Origin of the sequence: Enterococcus sp. DIV0800 (genome assembly GCF_050559735.1) — a bacterium.
GTDB classification, from domain to species: Bacteria; Bacillota; Bacilli; order Lactobacillales; family Enterococcaceae; genus Enterococcus_A; species Enterococcus_A devriesei.
In genome coordinates, this window is the sequence record NZ_CP187898.1 from 655046 (window position 1) to 675568 (window position 20523).

Consider the following 20523-nt stretch of genomic DNA (forward strand, 5'->3'; position numbering starts at 1 on the left):
TTCATGATAAAATGATTAATATATTTAGAAAACCTTCATTTAATTATCATTAAAGAGTAGCTGTAAAATGACGACATGAATACGGATAAAAGAAATAGGAGTGGTAAGAGTGGAAGAATTATGGCAGGTATTACGACCAGATGAACAAATCGAACTTCAGTTGAGAAAATTGTATACGCAGCATGATTTCCAGCCTTATCATTTAAATAATTTTGAAGAATACAGTATGTATCAGCAAAACTATAATTTTTTACGGAATTCATCGATCATCACCTTTACTGGCAATGACGGCCGGACAATGGCCTTAAAGCCGGATGTGACGCTTTCCATCGCGAAGAATACGCCCTCTGGTGAAGCACGCAAGGTGTATTACGTGGAGGATGTTTACCGCCACGATCGGCAAGCCGGGGAATATCAAAAAATTTATCAAATCGGCTTAGAGATCATTGATGAGATCACGTGGAAGGATCAGCTGGAAGTCTTGAAGCTGGCTTGGAAAAGTTTGGCACAGGTAGGCGAAGGGACACTGGATCTTTCTCATATGGGAATCTTGACCGGTATTTGTGATCGCTTCCCTGAAGAAGATCGCCCGAAAGTTTTGGACTGTTTGCGGGACAAAAGTTCTCACGGCATCGACGAATTAACAAACAAGGCGGGACTCTCAGAAGAAGAAAAATTAAATTTAGCCAAATTAGTGCGTCTATCTGGTGATTTTGAAACAAAATATCAACGAGCCAAAGTCTTGTTGGCTGCCTATCCAAAGGCTCAAGCTGGCTTAGAAGAGTTGAAAGAATTATACGAAGCGCTGCAACAAGAAGAATTGTCAGACAAGATCCGTTTGCGCTTGGATTTTTCAATCATTAATGATGCCGACTATTATAGCGGCTTACTTTTTCAAGGCTTCATCAAGGAAGCGCGGGAAACGATTTTATACGGAGGTCGTTATGACCGCTTGATGCATCGTCAAGGCAAGAGTCAAGGAGCGATTGGCTTTGGCATGAAGCTGAATCATGTTGGCCAAAAACTGCCGGCTGATACCCAGACTTCGAAATACTTGAACATCGCTTTACCGAAGGGGCGGATGGGGGATGCCGTCTATCAATTATTCACGCAAGCGGGAGTGGCTTCTGAGGATGTCTTTGAAGACAATCGCAAGCTGATCTTTTGTGATGAAGAGAATAAATTGCGTTTCTTCTTAGTGAAGCCTAGTGATGTGGCGATCTATGTGGAACATGGCGCGGCAGATATTGGTGTCGTAGGAAAAGATATCTTATTAGAAACCAAAGCTGCGGTAATCGAATTTCTTGATCTGCACATGGGAGAGTGTCGCTTAGCAGTGGCGGCCCATAATGAGTTCCAGGAGGATTTTTCTCGTCCTCTGAGAGTTTCAACGAAATACCCTCAGATCACCCGTGAATATTATGAAAGTATCGGCCGTTCCGTGGAGCTGATCCACTTACATGGTTCGATCGAGCTGGCGCCGCTGTTAGGACTATCAGATGTGATCGTTGATATCGTCGAAACGGGAACGACTTTGAGGGAAAATGATCTGACGGTCATTCAAGAAATTGCACCATCTTCGGCTCGCTTGATTATCAATCACGCGACTTGGCGCTTTAAGCAAGAACGAATCCAAAAAGTAATTGAGAAGGTGAGGCAGCAGCTATGAGAGTGTACACGACGGAAAAAGATTCGATGGAAAAAATTCTTGCCCGTAAAATGTCAGAAACCAAGGACGTGTCAAGTGTCGTTGAAAAAATCATTCAGCGAGTCAGGACAGACGGGGATCAGGCCTTATTCCAATTAGTCGAAGAAATCGACCAAGTCAAGCTGGGTGCATTAGCGGTTAGTGCTGCCGAAAAAAAAGCCGCCCTCGAAGCGACTTCACCAGAATTGATGGCGGTTTTTAACCAAGCGAAGGGCAATATCCTTGCGTTTCATAAAAAACAAGTTCGACAAGGCTTCGTCGCTACTGAGGACAGCGGTGTGGTGATGGGGCAACGAGTGATTCCCTTAGCTTGTGTTGGTGTCTATGTACCGGGAGGAACGGCGGCTTATCCAAGCACGGTCTTAATGGATGTACTGCCTGCAAAAATTGCTGGTGTTAAAAAAATCGTCATGATTACACCAACAGACAACGAAGGAAAAGTTCCTGATGCGATTTTGGCGGCGGCGGAAGTCGCCGGTGTTGATGAGATTTATAAAGTTGGCGGCGCACATGGGGTAGCGGCCTTGGCCTACGGAACGGAAACGATCCCGAAAGTCGATAAGATCGTCGGTCCTGGGAATATTTATGTAGCCACTGCTAAGCGAATGGTGTATGGCGAGGTGGATATCGATATGATCGCCGGACCGAGTGATGTTTTGATTGTGGCTGATCATACCGGAAATCCTCGTTGGATTGCGGCCGATTTGTTGGCCCAAGCGGAGCATGATAAATTAGCGCAAGCCATTTTAGTGACGACCGAAGAAAAGCTGATTGAAGCCGTGGAAACTGAATTGGAAAAACAATTAGTAAACTTGCCACGTAAAGAAATTGCCGCAGGATCACTAGAAAATAATGGCAAAATCATTTTAGTCAAAGACTTGAACGAGGCAATCGAGGTTGCCAATCAGATTGCGCCTGAGCATTTGGAACTCTCTGTGGCGGAACCCTTCGCCTTGTTAGGCAAGGTCGAGAATGCCGGCAGTGTCTTTTTAGGGCACCATACGCCGGAAGTATTGGGTGATTATTTTGCTGGACCGAATCATACGCTGCCGACAGAAGGGACCGCGCGTTTCTATTCGCCGCTATCGGTAGATGATTTTATCAAAAAAAGCAGCTATTTGTACTATCCAGAAGAAGCGCTAAGAGCAGTTGGATCGGCGGTTGAACTATTTGCCAAGACGGAGGAATTAGACGGCCATGCCCGTTCAATGAGCTTCCGTATGGCTGACGACTCTGTAAAATAAGTGAGGAGGAACGTGGATGACCTTTTTGAATCAAAAATACCAAAGCTTAACTCCCTATACCCCTGGTGAGCAGGTGGATGAAACGGAATTTATCAAACTCAATACCAATGAGAGTCCGTATCCGCCAGCGCCGAAGGTTCAAAAGGCGGTCGCCGAGGCTGCCCAGAAATTAAATCGCTATCCAGACATTGCGTGGAGCAGTGTGGCGAAACCCTTTGCGGCGTATTTAGGAGTGAAGGAAGATCAGCTTTTTTTAGGCAATGGCAGTGATGAAGTTTTAGCTTATCTGTTTCAAGGCTTCACGGAACAGGGAATCGCTTTTCCCGATGTGACTTATGGCTTTTATCAAGTCTATAGCGAGCTATATGACGTGGACACTACGATCGTTCCTCTTAAAGCGGATTTTTCGATCGAGCTGAAGGATTATGATGAATTGATTGGCACGGTGATTTTTGCGAATCCTAACGCACCGACCGGCGTTTATTTGTCGCAGCAGGCGATTTGCGATTTTTTAGAACGTCATCCCAATCGTTTAGTAGTGGTAGATGAAGCCTATATTGATTTTGGCTGCACGTCCATGATTTCGAAAATCACTCAGTACGAAAATCTTTTTGTCGTCGGCACCTTTTCTAAATCACGTCAATTGGCTGGCGCACGTCTGGGCTTTGGGGTTGGCAATAAGAAAGTGATTGCTGATTTGAATCGGCTGCGCTTTAGTTTAAATCCCTATAATATCAACGCCTTGACTCAAGCGGCCGGCAGTGCCGTGTTGCAAGAGCAAGCCTATGTCAATCAGACGATTCAAAAAACGATTGATGTTCGTGAGTGGAGCAAGCAGCAATTAGCAGCGCTAGGTTTTGAACAAACCGATAGTCAGGGAAATTTTCTTTTTGTAAAACACTCTCAAATTTCCGCCGAAGCCTTGTTTCAGGCATTACGGGCAAAGAAAATTTTAGTTCGCTGGTTCAACCAGCCGCGGGCCAAAGAGTATTTGCGGATCACAGTAGGGACGCAAGAGCAGATGAGAGCGTTGATCAAAGCCGTTAAAAAAAATTTGACAGAGGTGACTTCATGAGAAAGGCAGAAATTATCCGCAATACATCGGAAACAAAGATCCAATTAGCTTTGACGATTGACGGAACAGGTCAGCAGAAAATTAAAACCGGTATCGGCTTTTTAGATCATATGCTAGAGCTCTTCGTTCGTCACGGACGCTTTGATCTTGAGTTGGTTTGTGATGGAGATATCGAAGTGGATGCCCACCATACGACTGAAGATATCGCAATCGCGATTGGTCGGGCTTTTTCTGACAGTTTAGGCGAACGCCGCGGCATCACTCGTTATGGCAGTTTTTTATTGCCGATGGATGAGGCGCTAGTCATGACGGCGATCGATATTAGCGGTCGTGGAATGGCAGTGATCGAATTAGATATTCCTAGTGAAAAGATTGGGACGCAGTTTGACACGGAGCTAGTAGAAGAATTTTTTATCGCTTTTGCTCGTGAATTAGGGGCAACGATCCATTTGCATCAAATCGCTGGCAAAAATAGTCACCATATTGTTGAAGCCTGCTTTAAAGGCTTTGGTCGGGCACTCGGTGAAGCGGTGGCGATCAACCAAGCGGCACCGGATGAGATTCCTTCAACCAAAGGGACGATCAATTAAGCCAATTTTTTCGTAAAGATCATCAAATCTGCAAAAAGCAGATAGAGGAGGGAAACGATGTTAGCGATTATTGATTACGGTGTGGGGAATCTTTTTAGTTTGGCGCGCTCGTTGGATTATTTACAGGTTGAGTGCAAAGTAACACGATCACTGGCTGAATTGCAAAGGGCGGAGCGGATCATTTTACCTGGTGTGGGGGCCTTTGGCGATGCGAAGCAGAAATTAGAGGAACTAAGCTTGGTGGAACCAATCAAAGAGTTGGCGGCGTCTGGCAAACCGTTTTTAGGCATCTGCTTAGGGATGCAGCTGCTCTTCGATGAAAGTGATGAATTTGGTCAGCATCAAGGTTTAGGACTGATTCCGGGAAAAATCGTTTCAATGAAGGCGGCCTTTGAGGCGGAGCAAATTGATTTGAAAGTTCCGCAAATCGGTTGGAACCAATTACGAATCAAAAATACGGCGAGCCCTTTAGTCCAGGGCTTGTCTGAAAGTGATTTTGTTTATTATGTGCATAGTCATTACGCTAGTGACTGTCAGGAAAGCTTAGTTGCTGATAGTGAATACGGTTTGTCGATTCCCGGGATCGTGGAAAATAAAAATGTGTACGGCACGCAATTTCACCCTGAAAAAAGCGGTGACGTCGGCTTGAAAATCTTAAAAGCATTTACGGAGGTGCCAGTATGAAAATTTTTCCCGCAATCGACCTGTTAGATCAAAAAGTAGTTCGTTTGTATCAAGGCGATTACCAGCAAAAAGAAGTTTTTGGCGATGACCCAGTAGCCTTTGCCCAAGCTTTTGAAGAAGCCGGCGCGAAATATCTGCATCTAGTGGATCTTGACGGTGCCAAGGCTGGCAAGCTTCACTATTTTGGCATCGCTAAAAGAATCGTGGAGCATACGAATTTATTTGTAGAAGTAGGCGGTGGGATTCGAGATGAAGAAACCATCCAACACTGTTTGTCAGCGGGGGTTGATCGGGTGATTCTTGGAACGATCGCTCAGAAAGACCCGGAATTCACCCAAGCGATGTTGAAAAAATACGGCGCGAGAATCGCCATCGGGGTAGACGCTAAGGAGGAGAAAGTAGCTGTTGAAGGCTGGCTGGAAAAAACCGAGACATATGCCTTTGAATTTTGTCAGCAATTAGTCAAATGGGGAGCCAAGACGATCATCTTCACGGAAATCTCTCGCGATGGAACCGGTGAGGGAATCAATTTGCCGCTGTATCAAAAGTTGAATCAGTTAGAGGTTGAGATTGTGGCTTCCGGCGGAGTTGCAACGCTTCAAGACATCGAAGGATTGAAGCAGTTAGGTATTTCCGGTGCGATCGTCGGTAAGTCCTTGTATAACGGAAGTTTGAAATTGGAAGACGTACTGGCTGCTGGAGGTGACGAACAATGATTGCAAAAAGAATCGTTCCTTGTTTAGACGTCCGAGCTGGGCGCGTAGTCAAAGGGGTTAATTTTGCGGGTTTGAAAGATGTGAGTGATCCGGTGACCTTGGCTCGTTTTTACAATGAGCAAGGAGCAGATGAGTTGGTTTTTTATGACATCACGGCTTCTGCGGAAGGTCGCGGTTTATTTACGGATATTTTAAAAGGCGTCGCTTCAGAGGTTTTTATTCCGTTGACGGTTGGCGGCGGTATCAATGAGGTCAGTGACTTTGAACGCGTGCTGAACTGTGGTGCGGATAAGGTCAGCGTCAATTCTGGTGCTATTCGTCGACCGCAATTAATTGAAGAAGGTGCGAAACGTTACGGCAGTCAATGTGTCGTTTTATCTGTGGATATTCGACGTGTCGGTGATCAGTGGCATGTCTTTGCCAAAGGCGGTCGCGAAGATACCGGCTTAGAAGCGTTAGAATGGATTCGTCAAGGCGAACAATTAGGCGCTGGCGAATTAGTCCTTAACAGCATGGATACCGATGGTGTGAAGCAAGGCTTTGATTTGGAGCTGTTACAGGCAGTTAGTGAGATTACAGCGTTACCGATCGTTGCTTCTGGTGGGGCTGGCAATAGTCAGGACTTTATCGACTTGTTTCAATTGCCGAAGATCGAGGCGGGCTTAGCGGCGTCGATTTTTCATTATGGCGAAGTAAAGATTCCTGATTTAAAACAAGAATTATTAGCGGCCAACATTCCAGTGCGAATCGTCTAGCCATGAGGGGGATAAAGATGATAGAACTAAAATTTGATGAGCAAGGATTGATTCCGGTGATTGTGCAAGACTTCGAGACTAATGAAGTGTTGACGCTGGCATATATGAATCAAGAAAGTTATGAATTAACGTTAAAGGATCAATTAATGACCTTATATTCTCGCAGTCGGCAAGAATTATGGCGTAAAGGCGAGACTAGCGGGAACTACCAGCACTTAGTTTCATTAAAAGTTGATTGCGATCAAGACGCGCTAGTTGCGAAAGTGAAAAAAGATGGGCCGGCTTGTCATACGGGAACGGAAAGTTGTTTCAATGATCTGTTGTTTGGCGCAGAACAAGCAGCAACCATCGACGCGTTGTATGAATTAGTCAAGGGTCGCAAAGAAAAGCCGCAAGCAGGGAGTTACACCAGCTATTTATTTGAAAAAGGACTTGAAAAAATCTTGAAAAAAGTCGGGGAAGAATCAACGGAAGTAGTGATCGGCGCCATGAAAGAAGACCGCAGCGAAACCGTTTTTGAAATTTCCGATTTGGTGTATCATGTACTAGTATTGATGGTGGAAATGGGAATTGATTTGACGGAAGTCCGTCAAGAATTAACGAACCGTCATGTAGTTGATAAAAAAATCAAACAAGAACGGATGCAATAGGAGGAATCAGCGATGTTCTATTCAAACGCTCATACTCACAGCACCTGGTGTGATGGAAAAGATACGCTAGAAGATATGGCGCAAGCTGCGATCGATTTGGGCTTCACCGATTTGGGATTTACGTGCCATTCACCCGCACTCTTTGATCCTAGTTGTTTAGGCGTCCAAGATGAGCGAGCCTATCAAGCGGCGGTTAAAAAAGTACAACAGGAGCTGGCGAATAAATTAACTATCAGCTTAGGCTTGGAATGGGATTATTATAGTGCCGATCCAATCGATGGCTATGATTATACTGTCGGCTCAGTCCATTATTTTCCGCCGCGGCAAGGAGTTTTTCGCAGTGTCGATGAAAGTCCGGAAAGTCTGATGCAGACGCTGAATGAGTGGTATCAAGGCGACAAAATGCTGTTAGTGAAAGATTATTATGAAACGGTCGTCAAGCACATCCATCAAAACCATTCGAAGATCGTCGGACATTTTGATTTGATCACTAAGTTCAATGAGAAACAGCCGTGGTTGGATGAAGAAAGTTCCGAATACCAAGCGATTGCTTTGCAGGCATTGAATGATGTGATCGACATTATTCAGACCTACGATGGGATGGTGGAAGTCAATACCGGGGCAATCTCCCGTAACTGGCGGACATCCCCCTATCCGAATCCATTTTTGTTGCAGCAATTAAAGGAGCGGGAGTGTCCAATCATTATTACAAGCGATAGCCACGAGACGACGACTTTAACTTGTCATTTCCACGAAACCAAAGAGTTGTTGAAACAATTAGGCTTCACTGAAACAATGCAACTAAAGGATGGTATTTTCCAACCAGTATCTTTTGACTAGGAGAAAGATTTGACAAAAGGGGCATTGAGTCGCTATTATAGAACCAAGTTGAATAGGTGCGAAGATCAAATTAAAAATTTGTGGAAGATCACAGCGAGTTTGGAGAGGTGAAAGCCAAGCAGGGAAGCAAATTTTGTTGGCGTTTGTGAGCACGTTATAGTGAAAGCTGCCAAGCAGATGCTTGGAAGTAGGGTGGAACCGCGTTGATACGTCCCTATGCCGATTTATTTCGGCATGGGGCTTTTTTGCGAGTTCCACTTTCCGCTTTAGCGGATTAGTGGAATTGTATGCGTACGAGAATAGAATCATTTTTCCGTTTTTTTGGAAAAATGAATTCCTTCTGAATGAGTTAGCTGTCAGTTTTTCTTCCTGCTTCAGCAGGTTAGAAAAATGATATGTCGACGATGGTGGGGATAAATTTTGAAAAAATTTATGTCTATTGGTTTTTGAGTCGACTGCGAGTTCTACTTTCCGCTTTAGCGGATTATTGGAATCGTATGCGTATGAGAATAGAATTCCGTCTAAATGAGTTAGCTGTCAGTTGGAGTTAATTCAGCTGCGAGTGAACTACCCTACAAGCTTCCAATTTTATTTAATAGCAGATAAAAGTTCCAAGAATAATAGAAAATACAGGAGGAAACAGAATGAGCAAATTAACGGTGCAAGAAATGATTTTGACGTTACAAAAATTTTGGTCAGATAATGGTTGTATGCTGATGCAAGCCTATGACACGGAAAAGGGAGCGGGAACTATGAGCCCCTATACATTTTTGCGGGCGATCGGGCCTGAACCTTGGCGCGCGGCTTACGTGGAGCCTTCACGTCGTCCAGCCGATGGTCGTTACGGAGAAAATCCCAACCGCTTGTATCAACATCATCAATTTCAAGTAGTCATGAAGCCTTCACCAAAAAATATCCAAGAATTGTATTTAGACAGCTTGCGTCTTTTAGGAATCGATCCCTTGGAGCATGATATTCGTTTTGTAGAAGACAACTGGGAGAATCCTTCGATGGGTTGTGCCGGTGTTGGCTGGGAAGTTTGGTTAGACGGAATGGAAATTACTCAATTCACCTATTTCCAACAAGTCGGCGGACTGCAATGTCATCCGGTCACTTCTGAAATTACTTACGGATTAGAACGCCTAGCGTCGTATATTCAAGAAGTTGAGAGTGTCTATGACTTAGAATGGAGTCGTGGCGTCAAATACGGTGAAATCTTCAAACAGCCGGAATATGAGCATTCAAAATATTCCTTTGAAGAAAGCGATCAAGAAATGTTGTTAGATAACTTTGACAAATTTGAAAAAGAAGCGAAACGTTGCATTGATGAAAATCTAGTTCATCCAGCCTATGATTATATTTTGAAATGCAGCCACACCTTTAATTTATTGGATGCGCGGGGCGCGGTGTCGGTAACAGAACGGGCTGGTTACTTAGCTCGTATTCGGAATATGGCACGCTCGGTTGCTAAGATCTTTGTGGCTGAACGTGAAAAACTAGGCTTCCCATTATTAAATCAGGAGGGCAAATAAGATGGCGAAAAATCTATTATTAGAAATCGGTTTAGAAGAAATGCCAGCCCACGTGGTTTGGCCTAGCATCAAACAATTAGAAGAAAAGGTCTCAAAATTCTTAACCGAAAACAGTTTGACCTTTGAATCAATCGAAACGTTTTCAACCCCTCGTCGTTTGGCAATTCGGGTGACCAATATTCCTGATCGTCAAGAAGATGTGCAAGAAGAAGTTAAGGGCCCAGCGAAAAAAATCGCCCAAGACGCGGAAGGCAATTGGAGTAAAGCAGCGGAAGGATTTGTTCGTGGTCAAGGTCTGACTACCGACGCGATCACTTTCCGTGAATTGAATGGCGTAGAGTATGTTTACGTGACCAAATATATCCATGGGAAAGAAAGCAAAGAAGTATTAACGGGGCTTTTAGATGTGGTGAAAGGCTTGAACTTCCCGACGATGATGCACTGGGGCGATACGATGTTTGAATACATCCGTCCGATTCATTGGATCGTGGCTCTACTAGATGATGAAGTGATCCCATTTGAATTGTTAGACGTGCAAACTGGTCGGACAACAGAAGGCCATCGCTTCTTAGGCGACCAAGTGGAACTTAGCGAACCTAGCGAATATGAAGAAAAATTGGAAGAACAATTTGTCATTGCGGATGCCCACAAGCGTCAGCAAATGATTGTATCCCAAATCGAAGAAATCGCAGAAAAAAATAATTGGGTGATTGATTTGGATGCCGATTTATTAGAAGAGGTTACGAATTTAGTGGAATATCCAACCGCTTTTGTCGGTGAATTTGAGGAACGTTTCTTGTCCGTGCCGGAAGAAGTTTTAGTCACTTCTATGAAGGAACACCAACGCTATTTTGAAGTTCGCAATCAAGCAGGGATGTTGTTGCCGCATTTCATTTCTGTTCGGAATGGAAACAGCGTGAAATTAGATAATGTCATTAAAGGAAATCAAAAAGTATTAGCGGCGCGTTTAGAAGATGGCGAATTTTTCTTTGAAGAAGATAAAAAATTATCGATCGAAGAATGTGTCGAAAAATTGAAGAACGTGACCTTCCACGAAAAAATTGGCAGCATGTATGAAAAAATGCAGCGGGTTGGTGTTATTGCCAAAGTCATCGGCGAGCGGGTTGGCTTAGACCAAGCAGAATTAATCGATTTGCAGCGGGCGTCGGAAATTTATAAATTTGACTTAGTGACGAATATGGTTGGCGAATTTCCTGAGTTGCAAGGGATCATGGGTGAAAAATATGCCTTATTGAAAGGCGAGCGTCCCGCTGTAGCTACGGCGGTTCGGGAACACTATCTGCCAATCTCCGCTGAAGGTGAATTGCCACAAACCTCGATTGGCGCCGTTTTAGCGATTGCTGATAAGATTGACAGCGTGTTAGGTTTCTTCGCTGTAGGGATGATTCCTAGCGGTTCGAATGACCCTTACGCATTGCGTCGTCAAACTTACGGGATCGTACGGATCGTCGAAGCACAAGGCTGGACCTTCCCATTCACGGATATGCAAGGAGCGATCGTGGATGCCATCAATGAAGACGTCTTAGATTATGGCGTTCATTTCAATCGCGACCAAAAAGAATTTATCGAATTCTTCAAAGGCCGGATGCGTCAACGTCTGCAAATCCACAATGTTCGTCATGACATCATTGATGCCGTAGTGGATTCAAGTCAAGACGACTTAGTTCAAATTTTCCGGACGGCTCAAATTTTTGATCAGCATGTAACAGATGAGCATTTTAAAGAAGCAATGGAAGCTTTGACTCGGGTGATTAATTTGACTAAGAAGATGAATCCAGCTACGATCACTTACAAAGTCGATCCTAAGTTATTCGAAAACGACAGCGAGCAAGAATTGTACGAAGCCGTTAAAGAAGCTTCTGACGAATTCGCCAACCAAAGCATGGCGGAAAATTATCAAACCTTGACGAATCTTCGCCCAGTGATCGAACGTTACTTCAACGCAACGATGATCATGGTAGAGGATGAAAAAGTCCGGGACAATCGTTTGAATCAGCTAGCGATCGTTGCTCGAATGGCCAATGCCTTAGCAAGCATCGATAAGATTATTACGAAATAAAGGATAAGACGAAAGCCTTCGAGGACAAACTCGAAGGCTTTTTTATAATAACAATTTCAATAATAGAGGGATATAAGCGAGGTACAACAGCACCGAATAACCTAACGCAGAGGCGGCAAAGGGTTGATCCGCATCGTAAGAACGGGCTAGAATTGGTACGGAATTTTGTACCGGCATGGCGGCTTGGATAATAAAGACCGAAAGCATCAAGGGCGGTACGCTAATCCACAGTCCTAAAAGCCAGACAACTAAAGGAGAGATCACGTAACGACCGATCAGCACTCCTAAGATATCTTTATTCAGTGTCAGATTTCTGATCCCCACATTATAAACGATGATGCCGATCACAAACATCGACAAGGGCGTCGTCAAATTTCCCAAGTAGGCGAGGAAGGTCGCGATTGAGCTTGGCAGCTGAAAATTTAAAAGGACCGCACATAAACCAATTAGAAAGCCTAGTAAGGCGGGTGAAAAGATTTTTTTTAAAATCGGCAACAGATGGAAATTGACGGTCGCTTGTTCGATTTGGGGATTGTCTCGTGCAATCAAATAAATACCGATTGTCCAAAATAGCGTCGTGTTGACGATGTAGTAAAGCAATACATAAGGCACCGACTTCTCGCCAAAGATCGCCAGATTAATCGGCAGGCCGATAAAAATCGTGTTGGAACAAGTAAACATCGTAGAGAAAATTCCCTTGCGAGCTGGCGTGATGCGAAAGAACCGCCGATAGACAAAGCTGATCACAAAGGTCAGCAGCATCGAAAGGATCGGGATCACCGTTCCGCCGACTAAGTGCAAAAATTCAGCGCGGGAAAAATTTTTGGTAATCGTCAGAAACATGTTGCAAGGCAGTGCGATCTGCAAAACAAGTTTTGAAAAAGCATCACCAATTTGATTCGAGAACCATTGCTTGTAAGTCAGCAAATAGCCGATAAACATCAAGACAAAAATAAAAAAGATATTGATATATGCAGAAATCATGTTTTCACCTCGAATTTACTATACATAAAAAAACCAGCAGCATCAATTAGTGCCGCTGGTTTTGTCATTTTTTTCTTGATAGTGAAGCAGACCAGTTAAATTTTCGATTTGTTCTTCTAAACTATCTCCGACGGTCGTATCTTTGATTAGAACTCGCGTCAGTTCCCGGTCGATCACCCGCTTCAATGATGTTTCATCGGCTTTTTTGGCTAAAAGATTAGTGATTGATTCAAAGGGATCGTGGGTGACTAATTGAAATCCATAAGAATTATTCAGTAGTGAGTAGCCGGCGATCCCGGTCGTCTTTTGATAGGCCTTCGATAAGCCACCGTCGATTACGAAAAGCATGCCGTCGCCTTTGATTGGTGATTCGCCACTTTTAACTTTCACCGGTGTGTGACCGTTGATGATCCGAGAATTCTGTGAATATAAGGCGAACTCTTCTAAAATCATCTGACAAGTTTCTCGGGTATCGCGAAACTTGTAGTAAGGATTTTTGACTTCCTTATGAGTCTCTTTATCAGCGATAAAATAGCGTTCAAAGGTCGTCATGGCACTTTTACCGAATTGCGGTGAGATTTTTCCGGTCCAGCAATACCAGATCCAATCGGCTTCGGAGCTATCGCTTTGCTGATTTTGACAGCCGGTTCGAATTTGCTCATCAAAGAACAACAGCAGTTCTTTGCCGGCATATTCGTTGCCTTCGGTCTTTAACGGAAGAAAGGAGCCGTCTGCTTTTAAAGGTAAACAGCCATGAAATAATAAATGCTGATTGTAAACGCGATACATACCGCCTTTTTCCAACAGCAATTGCATGTGCTCTTGCATTTTTGCGGATTGTTGGAAGGAGGTCAGCAGCATATCCACTACATATTCTTCTTTCTCCGTTAACGCATGAGGGTCCTCTTGCAATGTTTGGAAACAGCTTCCTTGTAAGGGATATTCTTTTCCTGACAGTTGGATCGTGTCCTTTTCGAAATCAATCTTTTCCAGCAGTAAGCGATCCTCCATCTCAAATTCAGGATGACGCTTGATCAATTGACCTTCCAATTTAAACTGGATGATTGATAATGCTTGGTGAACTTTTTCCAAGCTATCGAGACTTTCGATCGAGTAATTTTCACTGCTGTTTTTTTCCTTCGGCGTAAAAATCGGATTTTTTTGATAATGTTCCTCGGCGTACATAAAGAGCGGTCGCAAATTCAATGCGTAGGCCTGTTCGATCTCGTATAGGTAATTGTAGCGAGCCGCGATACGCAATAGCGTCAGTAAACAAGCCCGTGAACCGGCGTAAGCGCCCATCCATAAAATATCGTGATTGCCCCATTGGATATCGACGGAAGGGTGTTGATTTAGTTTGTCCATTACTTTATCAGCGTCCGGACCGCGATCGTAAATATCACCTACCACATGCAAATGATCGACGACTAAACGTTGGATACTTTGACACAGTGCAGTAATGAAGGGTCTACCTTGCTCTAAATCTAATAAATGGGTCAAGATTTGATCAAAATAGGCGGCCTTATCCGAATAAATCGTATCTGTGTACATTAATTCTTCAATGATATATGCGTATTGCTTTGGCAAGGCTTTACGAACCTTTGAACGGGTGTATTTGGTTGAACAAAAGGCTAGTAATTCCAATAACTGGCGAATTTTTTTGCGATACCATGAACAATCACGGTAAGCGAAAAATGCATCGTCAGAAAGCGCCTCGCGGGGATAAGCGACTAGGATCGTCAGCTTATCTTTTTCATGTTCGGTCAGACGATCTTGAAACAGCAAACTGATTTTTTCTTTAATATTTCCAGCACCTGTTCGTAAAATATGATCAAAGGCCGTAAATTCGCCGTGGATATCGCTAATGTATAATTCAGTGCCTTTTGGCAGATGCATGATGGCTTCGAGGTTGATCAGCTCTGTCATGATCGCCTCTTTCGTACTAAATTCCTTTTCCAACATTTGATAATACTTATCTCGGGTAGATAGCATAACAGCCTCCTAAGTTTACAAAGAATTATCTAAGTGCTCACAAATCAATGTTGCTGCTTCTTCAATCGATTTGTTAGTGACATCAAGTGTAAAAGCACCTAGCTCATCATAAACACCTAGCGCATAATCGACTTCTTCTTTGATTCGATCAATATTTGCATAGCGAGAATTTTCATCCAGTCCTAAAGAAGCCAAACGACTAGTTCGAATTTTCTGCTGCACATCAGGTTCGATCACTAGTCCGATGATTTTTTCTTTAGGGACGTTTTTGATTTGTTCCGGCAGTGGCACTTCAGGAATCAAAGGCAAGTTCGCTACTTTTAGCCGGCTGTTAGCAAGATACATACTCAATGGTGTTTTAGAAGTCCGAGAAATTCCTAACAAAACGAGATCGGCTTCCAAAAAGCCTTTGGCATCTTTTCCGTCATCATATTTAACCGCAAACTCGATCGCCGCAACCCGATCAAAGTATTCTTTGTTCAGCTTGTGGACCACACCAGCTTGTTTTAGCGGCGCAACACCGGTTTTTTGGTGAACGATGTCCATGAAAGGTGCCATTAAGTTGATGTATTGCAAGCCAGTTCGTTCACCAAAATCAGAAACGATTTGAGATAAGTTGTCGCTAACTAAAGTCGTCACGACAACAGCGCTGTCCTTCAACGCATCACCTAAAATATTTTTTAACTCTGCTTCATCCTTCGTAAATGGAAAGCGGTAAGACAAATCAAATTCCACAGTAGGAAACTGTGCCGTAACAGCGTTGACTAGCTTCAGAGAGGTTTCACCGACTGAATCAGAGATCATATATAATGGTACACTTTTTTTCATTTTTTTCGCTCCTATCGATTGGTTTCCGTTTGTTTCGCTTGCTGCATAATATAATTAAAAATTCTTGATTTTGTGATCTTGCCAATGACTTTTTTCGGATTTTCTTCACTAACGACCGGCAGCGAATCGACTTGATAATCAAGTAGGAGAGCGCCCGCTTCTAAAATGGTAAAATCCTTGGTACAAGTCTGTAAATGAGGCGCTCGAGTCATTACGACAGCTACTGGCGTATTTTGCAGATTGCTGTTGAGAGATGCGCGTAATAGATCTTTGCGAGACAATAGACCAACCAGCTGTTGTTCTTTATCCGTCACATAGATGGAACCGACATCATACATAAACATATTCGTAATCGCGTCGTGGATCGACGTGTCTTGTGGGGTCAAAAGCGGCGATAACATAATTTCTTCCACTTTTACCGAAAAGATCTTGTCGAATAAGAATTGTTCGATTCCCACACCTGTATAGGTATAGCCGACTTTGGGGCTGGCTTCTAAAATACCAGCCATCGTCAAGAAGGATAAGTCTGTTCGTAAGGTGGCATGTGAAATCCCTAAGTGCTCGGCGATTTTTTCACCGCTTAAAGGCTGCTCACGTTTTACGATCTCGATGATTTTTTCTTGCCTTTGTGATAGATTCATAAGTCCTCCTAGTAAGCTCTGAGTAATTTATTTGAAGGGGTAAATCAGAAACTTGAATACACAATCTATTATACACTTAATAACTATATAAACAACATAAACGAATAAATAAACGCATATATGGAAAATCAAAGAAAAAAAGACAAAACACTTTCTAAAAAGATAATTTAGCAGTATACTTTTCAGTGTGCTAAAATAACCCGTTAGTCAAGGGGTCAAGACGCCGCGTTCTCAGCGCGGAGGCACGGGTTCAAATCCCGTACGGGTTATAAGGGTATTAGAGATGGTGAATCAGCCTTCATGGCGGTTTATCATCTCTATTTTTTTTACGAGGGCAAAAGAGTAATTAACGATAGGACATTGATTGGATGAATTTTTTTACAGGCAATCTAATTTTAAAAAGCTACCAAATTTTTCTAGTTAAATTCTGCAGACAGCGATTGGAAACAGCCTCGCTATTTTTTAATCATTATTTTGTGATAAAATGAACAATTTTTTGAAATCATCTTTAATGGGCTATCTGCAAGTAGTATAATATTAATTATTTTATGAAATTATCTTTTAGGGTTGTCGTATGACTTTCATAAAGTAATGAAAATAGTTGAAGTGGAGTGATTAGATGGAAAAGCATTTGAAAAAAGCAAAGACGTGGAATATGATTTTAATTATTTTAGGATTGTTGTCAGTTGTAACAGGAGTAATTGGGTTGCCTAAATCACTAAATCCCAAATTGAGTGATTATAAAGTGATGGGAGATTATGGTCAACAAATGTTTGATTATTTGAATAATCCACTAGTGAAGACCATTTCAATTCTTTCGTTAGTGATTTCAATCGCTTTAGTTATTTTCTATTTTATTGCTAATAAAAAATTGGCGGATCAGATCGCACCGACTAAGCTACCTTATTATATCAATATTGGCTGGAGTATTCTTGGTGCAGCTATTGGGTTTATGATGCAACCGAAGATGGAAGTAGAGGGAATGGATATTTCTTTGATTACGACGATTGTTGGGATGGTCTTTCAATTAATTTTCTTGTTACCTGCTATTTTAGTGATTGTCCATTTATTCAAAGCAGAGCCAGAGGAATAGTCGATGAAAAAAAGGAAATTAACAAAGAAGCAAAGAATCCGTTGGAGTATTATCGCGGGGGTACTGGTTTTAGTATTATTTATCGGAGCTTTCGTTTACTCGCGTATGAAGTCAACTAAAAATGAAGCAAGCAGTGGGTATCAAACAGTCGTATTAAAAAAATCTGATCCGTTGACCTTTAACGGAATCGTACAAGCAACCCACACACAGGATTATTATTTTGATCAAACCTTAGGAAAAATTTCTGAAATAAATATTCAAGACGGGCAAGAGGTCGCATCCGGGACTGTCTTGCTGAGCTATACCAACAATGAATATCAAGAGCAAGCGGACGAGCAAAGTACGAATTTAGACAAGCTTTATTTAGCGGTTAGCAACGCGCAAGAAATGTTAGCAATCGCCCAAGACAAACAAGCCAAAGAACAGCAAAAATTAAATACTGCGACGACGAATTATAATAATACGAATGCTAATAGCGAAGACGGCGCAGCAAAAAAAGAGCAATACCAGCAAGAGAAAACACAGTATGAAAGTAGTGTGGATGCAGCAAATGATGCCGTTGTGCAAGCCAGACAAGCGCTAGAAAGTGCGAATGTGGAGTTAAGTTCGGCTAATCAAAGCGTCAATACAATTCGTGGAAAGGTCAGTTCAACGGTAACAAGTGCAACCGCGGGAATTGCCTACATCAATGAAAAAGGAAAAAATGATCCGTCTGTTCCAGTTGTAAAAGTCGTCAGTAATGATGTGACGATCGAGGCCAAAGCCTCAGAATATGATTATCCACAGGTTCATCAAGATGCAGCAGTTACGATTAAGCCGATCACAACGAATCAAGAAATCGGCGGAACAATTACGCATATCAATAAGCTGCCGGACCAAGCAAGTGAGGCCGCTGGGCAAGCTGGAGCAGCTGGCAGTACGGCGAGCTCGGTATCCAACTATAGTTTTATCGTAAAGCCGGCAGAAAATTTACAATATGGCTACAATGTTCAGGTTGTCTTGCCGTTAAATGAGATTCGTTTGCCTAAAAAAGCCGTGAGAAAGACCGGGGAAACCCAATACGTCTTTGCCTATCGCAAAGGCAAGGTAGAAGAAGTGACGGTTCAAGCAGAGAATCAAGGCGACTACTTCCTATTAAAAAATGGCCTCAAAGATGGAGACAAAATTATTTCTAATCCAGACAAGTCATTAAGAGATGGTCAGGAAGTGGCGGTGGATTAAATGATCGAACTTAAGCATATTAATAAATATTACCGTAACGATGAAGAATCCCTCCATGTTTTAAAAGATATCAACTTAAAAGCGGATGCCGGAGAAATGATCGCGATCATGGGTCCTTCTGGTTCTGGAAAATCAACGCTGATCAATCTATTAGGTTTCATCGATACAAAATTTGAAGGACAGTATTTATTTGAAGAAGAAAATCTGGTGGCTACGACGGATGATCGCTTGTCAAAAACCCGGAATCAAATGGTTGGTTTTGTATTTCAAAATTTTAGCTTGATTGAAAATTATACCGTTTATGAAAACGTCGAGCTGCCGTTACTTTATAATGGCTACGGCTTTCATCAAACGAAAGAAAAAGTCATGGCCGTATTGGAAAAAGTTGGGATTGCCGATAAGGCGGAAAAACATCCCCGGCAGCTGTCTGGTGGACAGCAGCAGCGGGTGGCAATCGCCCGCGCGCTAATTAATCAACCAAAATTCATTATCGCGGATGAACCGACGGGAGCTTTGGATACCCATACGTCCAATGAAATTATGGAGCTGTTTAAGGAATTAAATCGCCGTGATCAGGCGACGATTTTCTTAGTAACTCATGATCCCGAAGTTTTTCCTTATTGTACCCGGCTCGTTCGTATCAGAGACGGAGCGATCACTGAAGACAGGGCGGTGATTGAAGCATGAAATTTTATGTGAATTGGCGCTCTTCCTTAGGCTCTATTTTTAAAAATAAAAAACGCAGTGCGTTAACGATGTTTGGGATAATTATTGGAATTGCTGCAGTAATTGCTATTTTGTCGGTAGGGCGTGGCTTTGAACGAGACACAATCGAAAGTTTGACGGCAAATGATTCGGAAAAATTAGAAGTGAATATTGATTTTGTTCCGGGAAATGACGCCCTTTATTCCTCCAACATCGATATGATCCAAGCTTCTGATTTTAGTTTGTTGAAAAATGTTGAAGGCGTCGAAGCGGTTGCCTATCCCCAAAATGATCTTTCTTATATTTATAAGGATGTTCAGGTCAAAGATAAGACAAAAAACTATCGTATCGCCGTCGTTGCTAAAAAGGGCAAAGCGGTTCGCTATGGCCGCTCGATCTCGATGTATGATAATCAAACACAAAGCAAAGTCGTGACCATTGATTCTTCCTTAGCCAAAGACTTATTTGGCTCAGCGAAAGCTGCGGTGGGTCGCGGTTTCAACTTAGACAATCAAGTCTTTACGATCGTTGGGGTTTTTCCATCTGGTGAGGGCGAGACCATGTTCTCGATGGGAGAAGCTAAAATTCAAATTCCTCGTCAAACCTACAGCTACTTTTTTGGCAATGAGCAATACACAAGTTCGGTGGTCTTAACTTTAGCCAGTGGTAGTCAGTTGAATAAAGTTGCGGATAAAGCCATCAAAAAACTGCAAGAAGCTGGAGCGATGCGACAGCAGGGAGAGTATCAAGTCTCCAATATGGCGATGATGACTGACGGAATCAGTCAAGTATTAAGCAGTATCACGCTTTTCATTAGTGCGGTTGCGGGTATTTCTTTATTTATCGCCGGGGTTGGTGTGATGAATATGATGTATATCTCGGTCTCTGAGCGAACCAAAGAAATTGGGATTCGTCGTGCCCTGGGTGCGACGCGAGGCGCAATTCGCCTGCAATTTTTATTAGAAGGAATGACCTTGACGTTAGTCGGCGGAATTATTGGTTATCTGTTAGGAATGGCGGTGGCTTATGGAATCGGTAAAATGATGGATATTTCGGTGTCCGTGGATCTATTTACTGTCTCGTTGGCTGTCGGTGTTTCAAGCGCAATAGGACTGCTATTTTCTGTCATGCCTGCCTCTGAAGCAGCTAAGAAAGACTTGATCGATATTTTAAGATAGTTAATCA

The 20523-nt window shown here is 42.9% G+C and carries 19 protein-coding genes and 1 tRNA gene; 16 read left to right on the top strand and 4 right to left on the bottom strand.

The genetic code is table 11. The features are described 5' to 3' along the window. Nucleotides 1-109 precede the first annotated feature (109 nt). The 11 genes from hisG (at nucleotide 110) to glyS (ending at nucleotide 11874) form a co-directional block, all read left to right on the top strand. The gene (hisG, locus tag IGI54_RS03100) at nucleotides 110-1669 is read left to right on the top strand and encodes an ATP phosphoribosyltransferase (protein WP_430621127.1); all 1560 of its coding nucleotides are present in this window, start codon (nucleotides 110-112) and stop codon (nucleotides 1667-1669) included. Further along, nucleotides 1666-2952: a histidinol dehydrogenase gene (gene hisD, locus IGI54_RS03105; RefSeq protein ID WP_430621128.1), complete on the top strand. Its 1287-nt coding sequence runs from the start codon at nucleotides 1666-1668 to the stop codon at nucleotides 2950-2952. The genes hisG and hisD overlap by 4 nt, the downstream gene beginning before the upstream one ends. A 16-nt stretch (nucleotides 2953-2968) precedes the next feature. Next, the gene (gene hisC / locus IGI54_RS03110; protein ID WP_430621129.1) at nucleotides 2969-4027 is read left to right on the top strand and encodes a histidinol-phosphate transaminase; all 1059 of its coding nucleotides are present in this window, start codon (nucleotides 2969-2971) and stop codon (nucleotides 4025-4027) included. Continuing rightward, on the top strand, nucleotides 4024-4617 hold the full coding sequence (gene hisB, locus IGI54_RS03115; protein ID WP_379946571.1) for an imidazoleglycerol-phosphate dehydratase HisB: 594 nt from the start codon (nucleotides 4024-4026) through the stop codon (nucleotides 4615-4617). The genes hisC and hisB overlap by 4 nt, the downstream gene beginning before the upstream one ends. Before the next feature lie 57 nt (nucleotides 4618-4674). Beyond that, a complete protein-coding gene (gene hisH, locus IGI54_RS03120; RefSeq protein ID WP_216429580.1) occupies nucleotides 4675-5301 on the top strand; it encodes an imidazole glycerol phosphate synthase subunit HisH in 627 nt (208 codons plus the stop codon). After that, nucleotides 5298-6017 carry a 1-(5-phosphoribosyl)-5-[(5-phosphoribosylamino)methylideneamino]imidazole-4-carboxamide isomerase gene (gene hisA, locus IGI54_RS03125; protein WP_430621130.1) on the top strand — a complete coding sequence of 240 codons (720 nt, stop codon included), beginning with the start codon at nucleotides 5298-5300 and terminating at the stop codon, nucleotides 6015-6017. Before hisH ends, hisA begins: the two co-directional genes overlap by 4 nt. Further along, entirely contained in the window at nucleotides 6014-6772 is a 759-nt protein-coding gene (hisF, locus tag IGI54_RS03130; protein ID WP_430621131.1) for an imidazole glycerol phosphate synthase subunit HisF, read from the top strand. Before hisA ends, hisF begins: the two co-directional genes overlap by 4 nt. Nucleotides 6773-6789: 17 nt before the next feature. Continuing rightward, a complete protein-coding gene (gene hisIE, locus IGI54_RS03135) occupies nucleotides 6790-7422 on the top strand; it encodes a bifunctional phosphoribosyl-AMP cyclohydrolase/phosphoribosyl-ATP diphosphatase HisIE (protein ID WP_430621132.1) in 633 nt (210 codons plus the stop codon). Nucleotides 7423-7434: 12 nt separating this feature from the next. Then, nucleotides 7435-8262, top strand: coding sequence for a histidinol-phosphatase HisJ family protein (locus tag IGI54_RS03140; protein ID WP_430621133.1), 828 nt, complete (start codon nucleotides 7435-7437; stop codon nucleotides 8260-8262). Between the two features lie 644 nt (nucleotides 8263-8906). Next, nucleotides 8907-9794: a glycine--tRNA ligase subunit alpha gene (glyQ, locus tag IGI54_RS03145; RefSeq protein ID WP_071862222.1), complete on the top strand. Its 888-nt coding sequence runs from the start codon at nucleotides 8907-8909 to the stop codon at nucleotides 9792-9794. A gap of 1 nt (nucleotide 9795) precedes the next feature. Beyond that, a complete protein-coding gene (gene glyS, locus IGI54_RS03150) occupies nucleotides 9796-11874 on the top strand; it encodes a glycine--tRNA ligase subunit beta (protein WP_430621134.1) in 2079 nt (692 codons plus the stop codon). 42 nt (nucleotides 11875-11916) lie between these two features. Here glyS and IGI54_RS03155 read toward each other — a convergent pair whose 3' ends face one another. Genes IGI54_RS03155 through IGI54_RS03170 form a run of 4 tightly spaced genes read right to left on the bottom strand, consistent with a single transcriptional unit; the run spans nucleotide 11917 to nucleotide 16319 of the window. Then, nucleotides 11917-12858, bottom strand: coding sequence for an AEC family transporter (locus IGI54_RS03155; protein ID WP_379946581.1), 942 nt, complete (start codon nucleotides 12856-12858; stop codon nucleotides 11917-11919). A 42-nt stretch (nucleotides 12859-12900) separates the two neighbouring features. Then, a complete protein-coding gene (locus tag IGI54_RS03160) occupies nucleotides 12901-14850 on the bottom strand; it encodes a fructose-1,6-bisphosphatase (RefSeq protein WP_430621135.1) in 1950 nt (649 codons plus the stop codon). Nucleotides 14851-14865: 15 nt separating this feature from the next. Beyond that, on the bottom strand, nucleotides 14866-15678 hold the full coding sequence (locus tag IGI54_RS03165; protein WP_216429588.1) for a pyruvate, water dikinase regulatory protein: 813 nt from the start codon (nucleotides 15676-15678) through the stop codon (nucleotides 14866-14868). An 11-nt stretch (nucleotides 15679-15689) separates the two neighbouring features. After that, the gene (locus tag IGI54_RS03170; RefSeq protein ID WP_137613284.1) at nucleotides 15690-16319 is read right to left on the bottom strand and encodes a CBS domain-containing protein; all 630 of its coding nucleotides are present in this window, start codon (nucleotides 16317-16319) and stop codon (nucleotides 15690-15692) included. Between the two features lie 197 nt (nucleotides 16320-16516). Between IGI54_RS03170 and IGI54_RS03175 the strand changes: the two genes are divergently transcribed. The 5 genes from IGI54_RS03175 to IGI54_RS03195 all read left to right on the top strand — a co-directional run bounded on the left by IGI54_RS03175 (nucleotide 16517) and on the right by IGI54_RS03195 (nucleotide 20516). Next, a tRNA-Glu gene (locus IGI54_RS03175) sits at nucleotides 16517-16588 on the top strand. Between the two features lie 350 nt (nucleotides 16589-16938). Then, nucleotides 16939-17412, top strand: a complete 474-nt coding sequence (locus IGI54_RS03180; protein WP_430621136.1) for a hypothetical protein — start codon at nucleotides 16939-16941, stop codon at nucleotides 17410-17412. 3 nt (nucleotides 17413-17415) lie between these two features. After that, nucleotides 17416-18633 (top strand): efflux RND transporter periplasmic adaptor subunit, encoded by a 1218-nt coding sequence (locus IGI54_RS03185; RefSeq protein WP_430621137.1) that lies wholly within the window; start codon nucleotides 17416-17418, stop codon nucleotides 18631-18633. Then, nucleotides 18634-19320, top strand: a complete 687-nt coding sequence (locus IGI54_RS03190; RefSeq protein WP_430621138.1) for an ABC transporter ATP-binding protein — start codon at nucleotides 18634-18636, stop codon at nucleotides 19318-19320. It abuts the gene before it with no gap. Further along, nucleotides 19317-20516 (top strand): ABC transporter permease, encoded by a 1200-nt coding sequence (locus IGI54_RS03195; RefSeq protein ID WP_430621139.1) that lies wholly within the window; start codon nucleotides 19317-19319, stop codon nucleotides 20514-20516. Before IGI54_RS03190 ends, IGI54_RS03195 begins: the two co-directional genes overlap by 4 nt. Nucleotides 20517-20523 lie beyond the last annotated feature (7 nt).

Bases quoted from the DNA above. Each gene is read 5' to 3' on its own strand.
- hisD (WP_430621128.1), top strand. From the start codon at position 1,666: ATGAGAGTGTACACGACGGAAAAAGATTCGATGGAAAAAATTCTTGCC.
- hisC (WP_430621129.1), top strand. From the start codon at position 2,969: ATGACCTTTTTGAATCAAAAATACCAAAGCTTAACTCCCTATACCCCT.
- hisB (WP_379946571.1), top strand. From the start codon at position 4,024: ATGAGAAAGGCAGAAATTATCCGCAATACATCGGAAACAAAGATCCAA.
- hisH (WP_216429580.1), top strand. From the start codon at position 4,675: ATGTTAGCGATTATTGATTACGGTGTGGGGAATCTTTTTAGTTTGGCG.
- hisA (WP_430621130.1), top strand. From the start codon at position 5,298: ATGAAAATTTTTCCCGCAATCGACCTGTTAGATCAAAAAGTAGTTCGT.
- hisF (WP_430621131.1), top strand. From the start codon at position 6,014: ATGATTGCAAAAAGAATCGTTCCTTGTTTAGACGTCCGAGCTGGGCGC.
- hisIE (WP_430621132.1), top strand. From the start codon at position 6,790: ATGATAGAACTAAAATTTGATGAGCAAGGATTGATTCCGGTGATTGTG.
- IGI54_RS03140 (WP_430621133.1), top strand. From the start codon at position 7,435: ATGTTCTATTCAAACGCTCATACTCACAGCACCTGGTGTGATGGAAAA.
- glyQ (WP_071862222.1), top strand. From the start codon at position 8,907: ATGAGCAAATTAACGGTGCAAGAAATGATTTTGACGTTACAAAAATTT.
- glyS (WP_430621134.1), top strand. From the start codon at position 9,796: ATGGCGAAAAATCTATTATTAGAAATCGGTTTAGAAGAAATGCCAGCC.
- IGI54_RS03155 (WP_379946581.1), bottom strand. From the start codon at position 12,858: ATGATTTCTGCATATATCAATATCTTTTTTATTTTTGTCTTGATGTTT.
- IGI54_RS03160 (WP_430621135.1), bottom strand. From the start codon at position 14,850: ATGCTATCTACCCGAGATAAGTATTATCAAATGTTGGAAAAGGAATTT.
- IGI54_RS03165 (WP_216429588.1), bottom strand. From the start codon at position 15,678: ATGAAAAAAAGTGTACCATTATATATGATCTCTGATTCAGTCGGTGAA.
- IGI54_RS03170 (WP_137613284.1), bottom strand. From the start codon at position 16,319: ATGAATCTATCACAAAGGCAAGAAAAAATCATCGAGATCGTAAAACGT.
- IGI54_RS03180 (WP_430621136.1), top strand. From the start codon at position 16,939: ATGGAAAAGCATTTGAAAAAAGCAAAGACGTGGAATATGATTTTAATT.
- IGI54_RS03185 (WP_430621137.1), top strand. From the start codon at position 17,416: ATGAAAAAAAGGAAATTAACAAAGAAGCAAAGAATCCGTTGGAGTATT.
- IGI54_RS03190 (WP_430621138.1), top strand. From the start codon at position 18,634: ATGATCGAACTTAAGCATATTAATAAATATTACCGTAACGATGAAGAA.
- IGI54_RS03195 (WP_430621139.1), top strand. From the start codon at position 19,317: ATGAAATTTTATGTGAATTGGCGCTCTTCCTTAGGCTCTATTTTTAAA.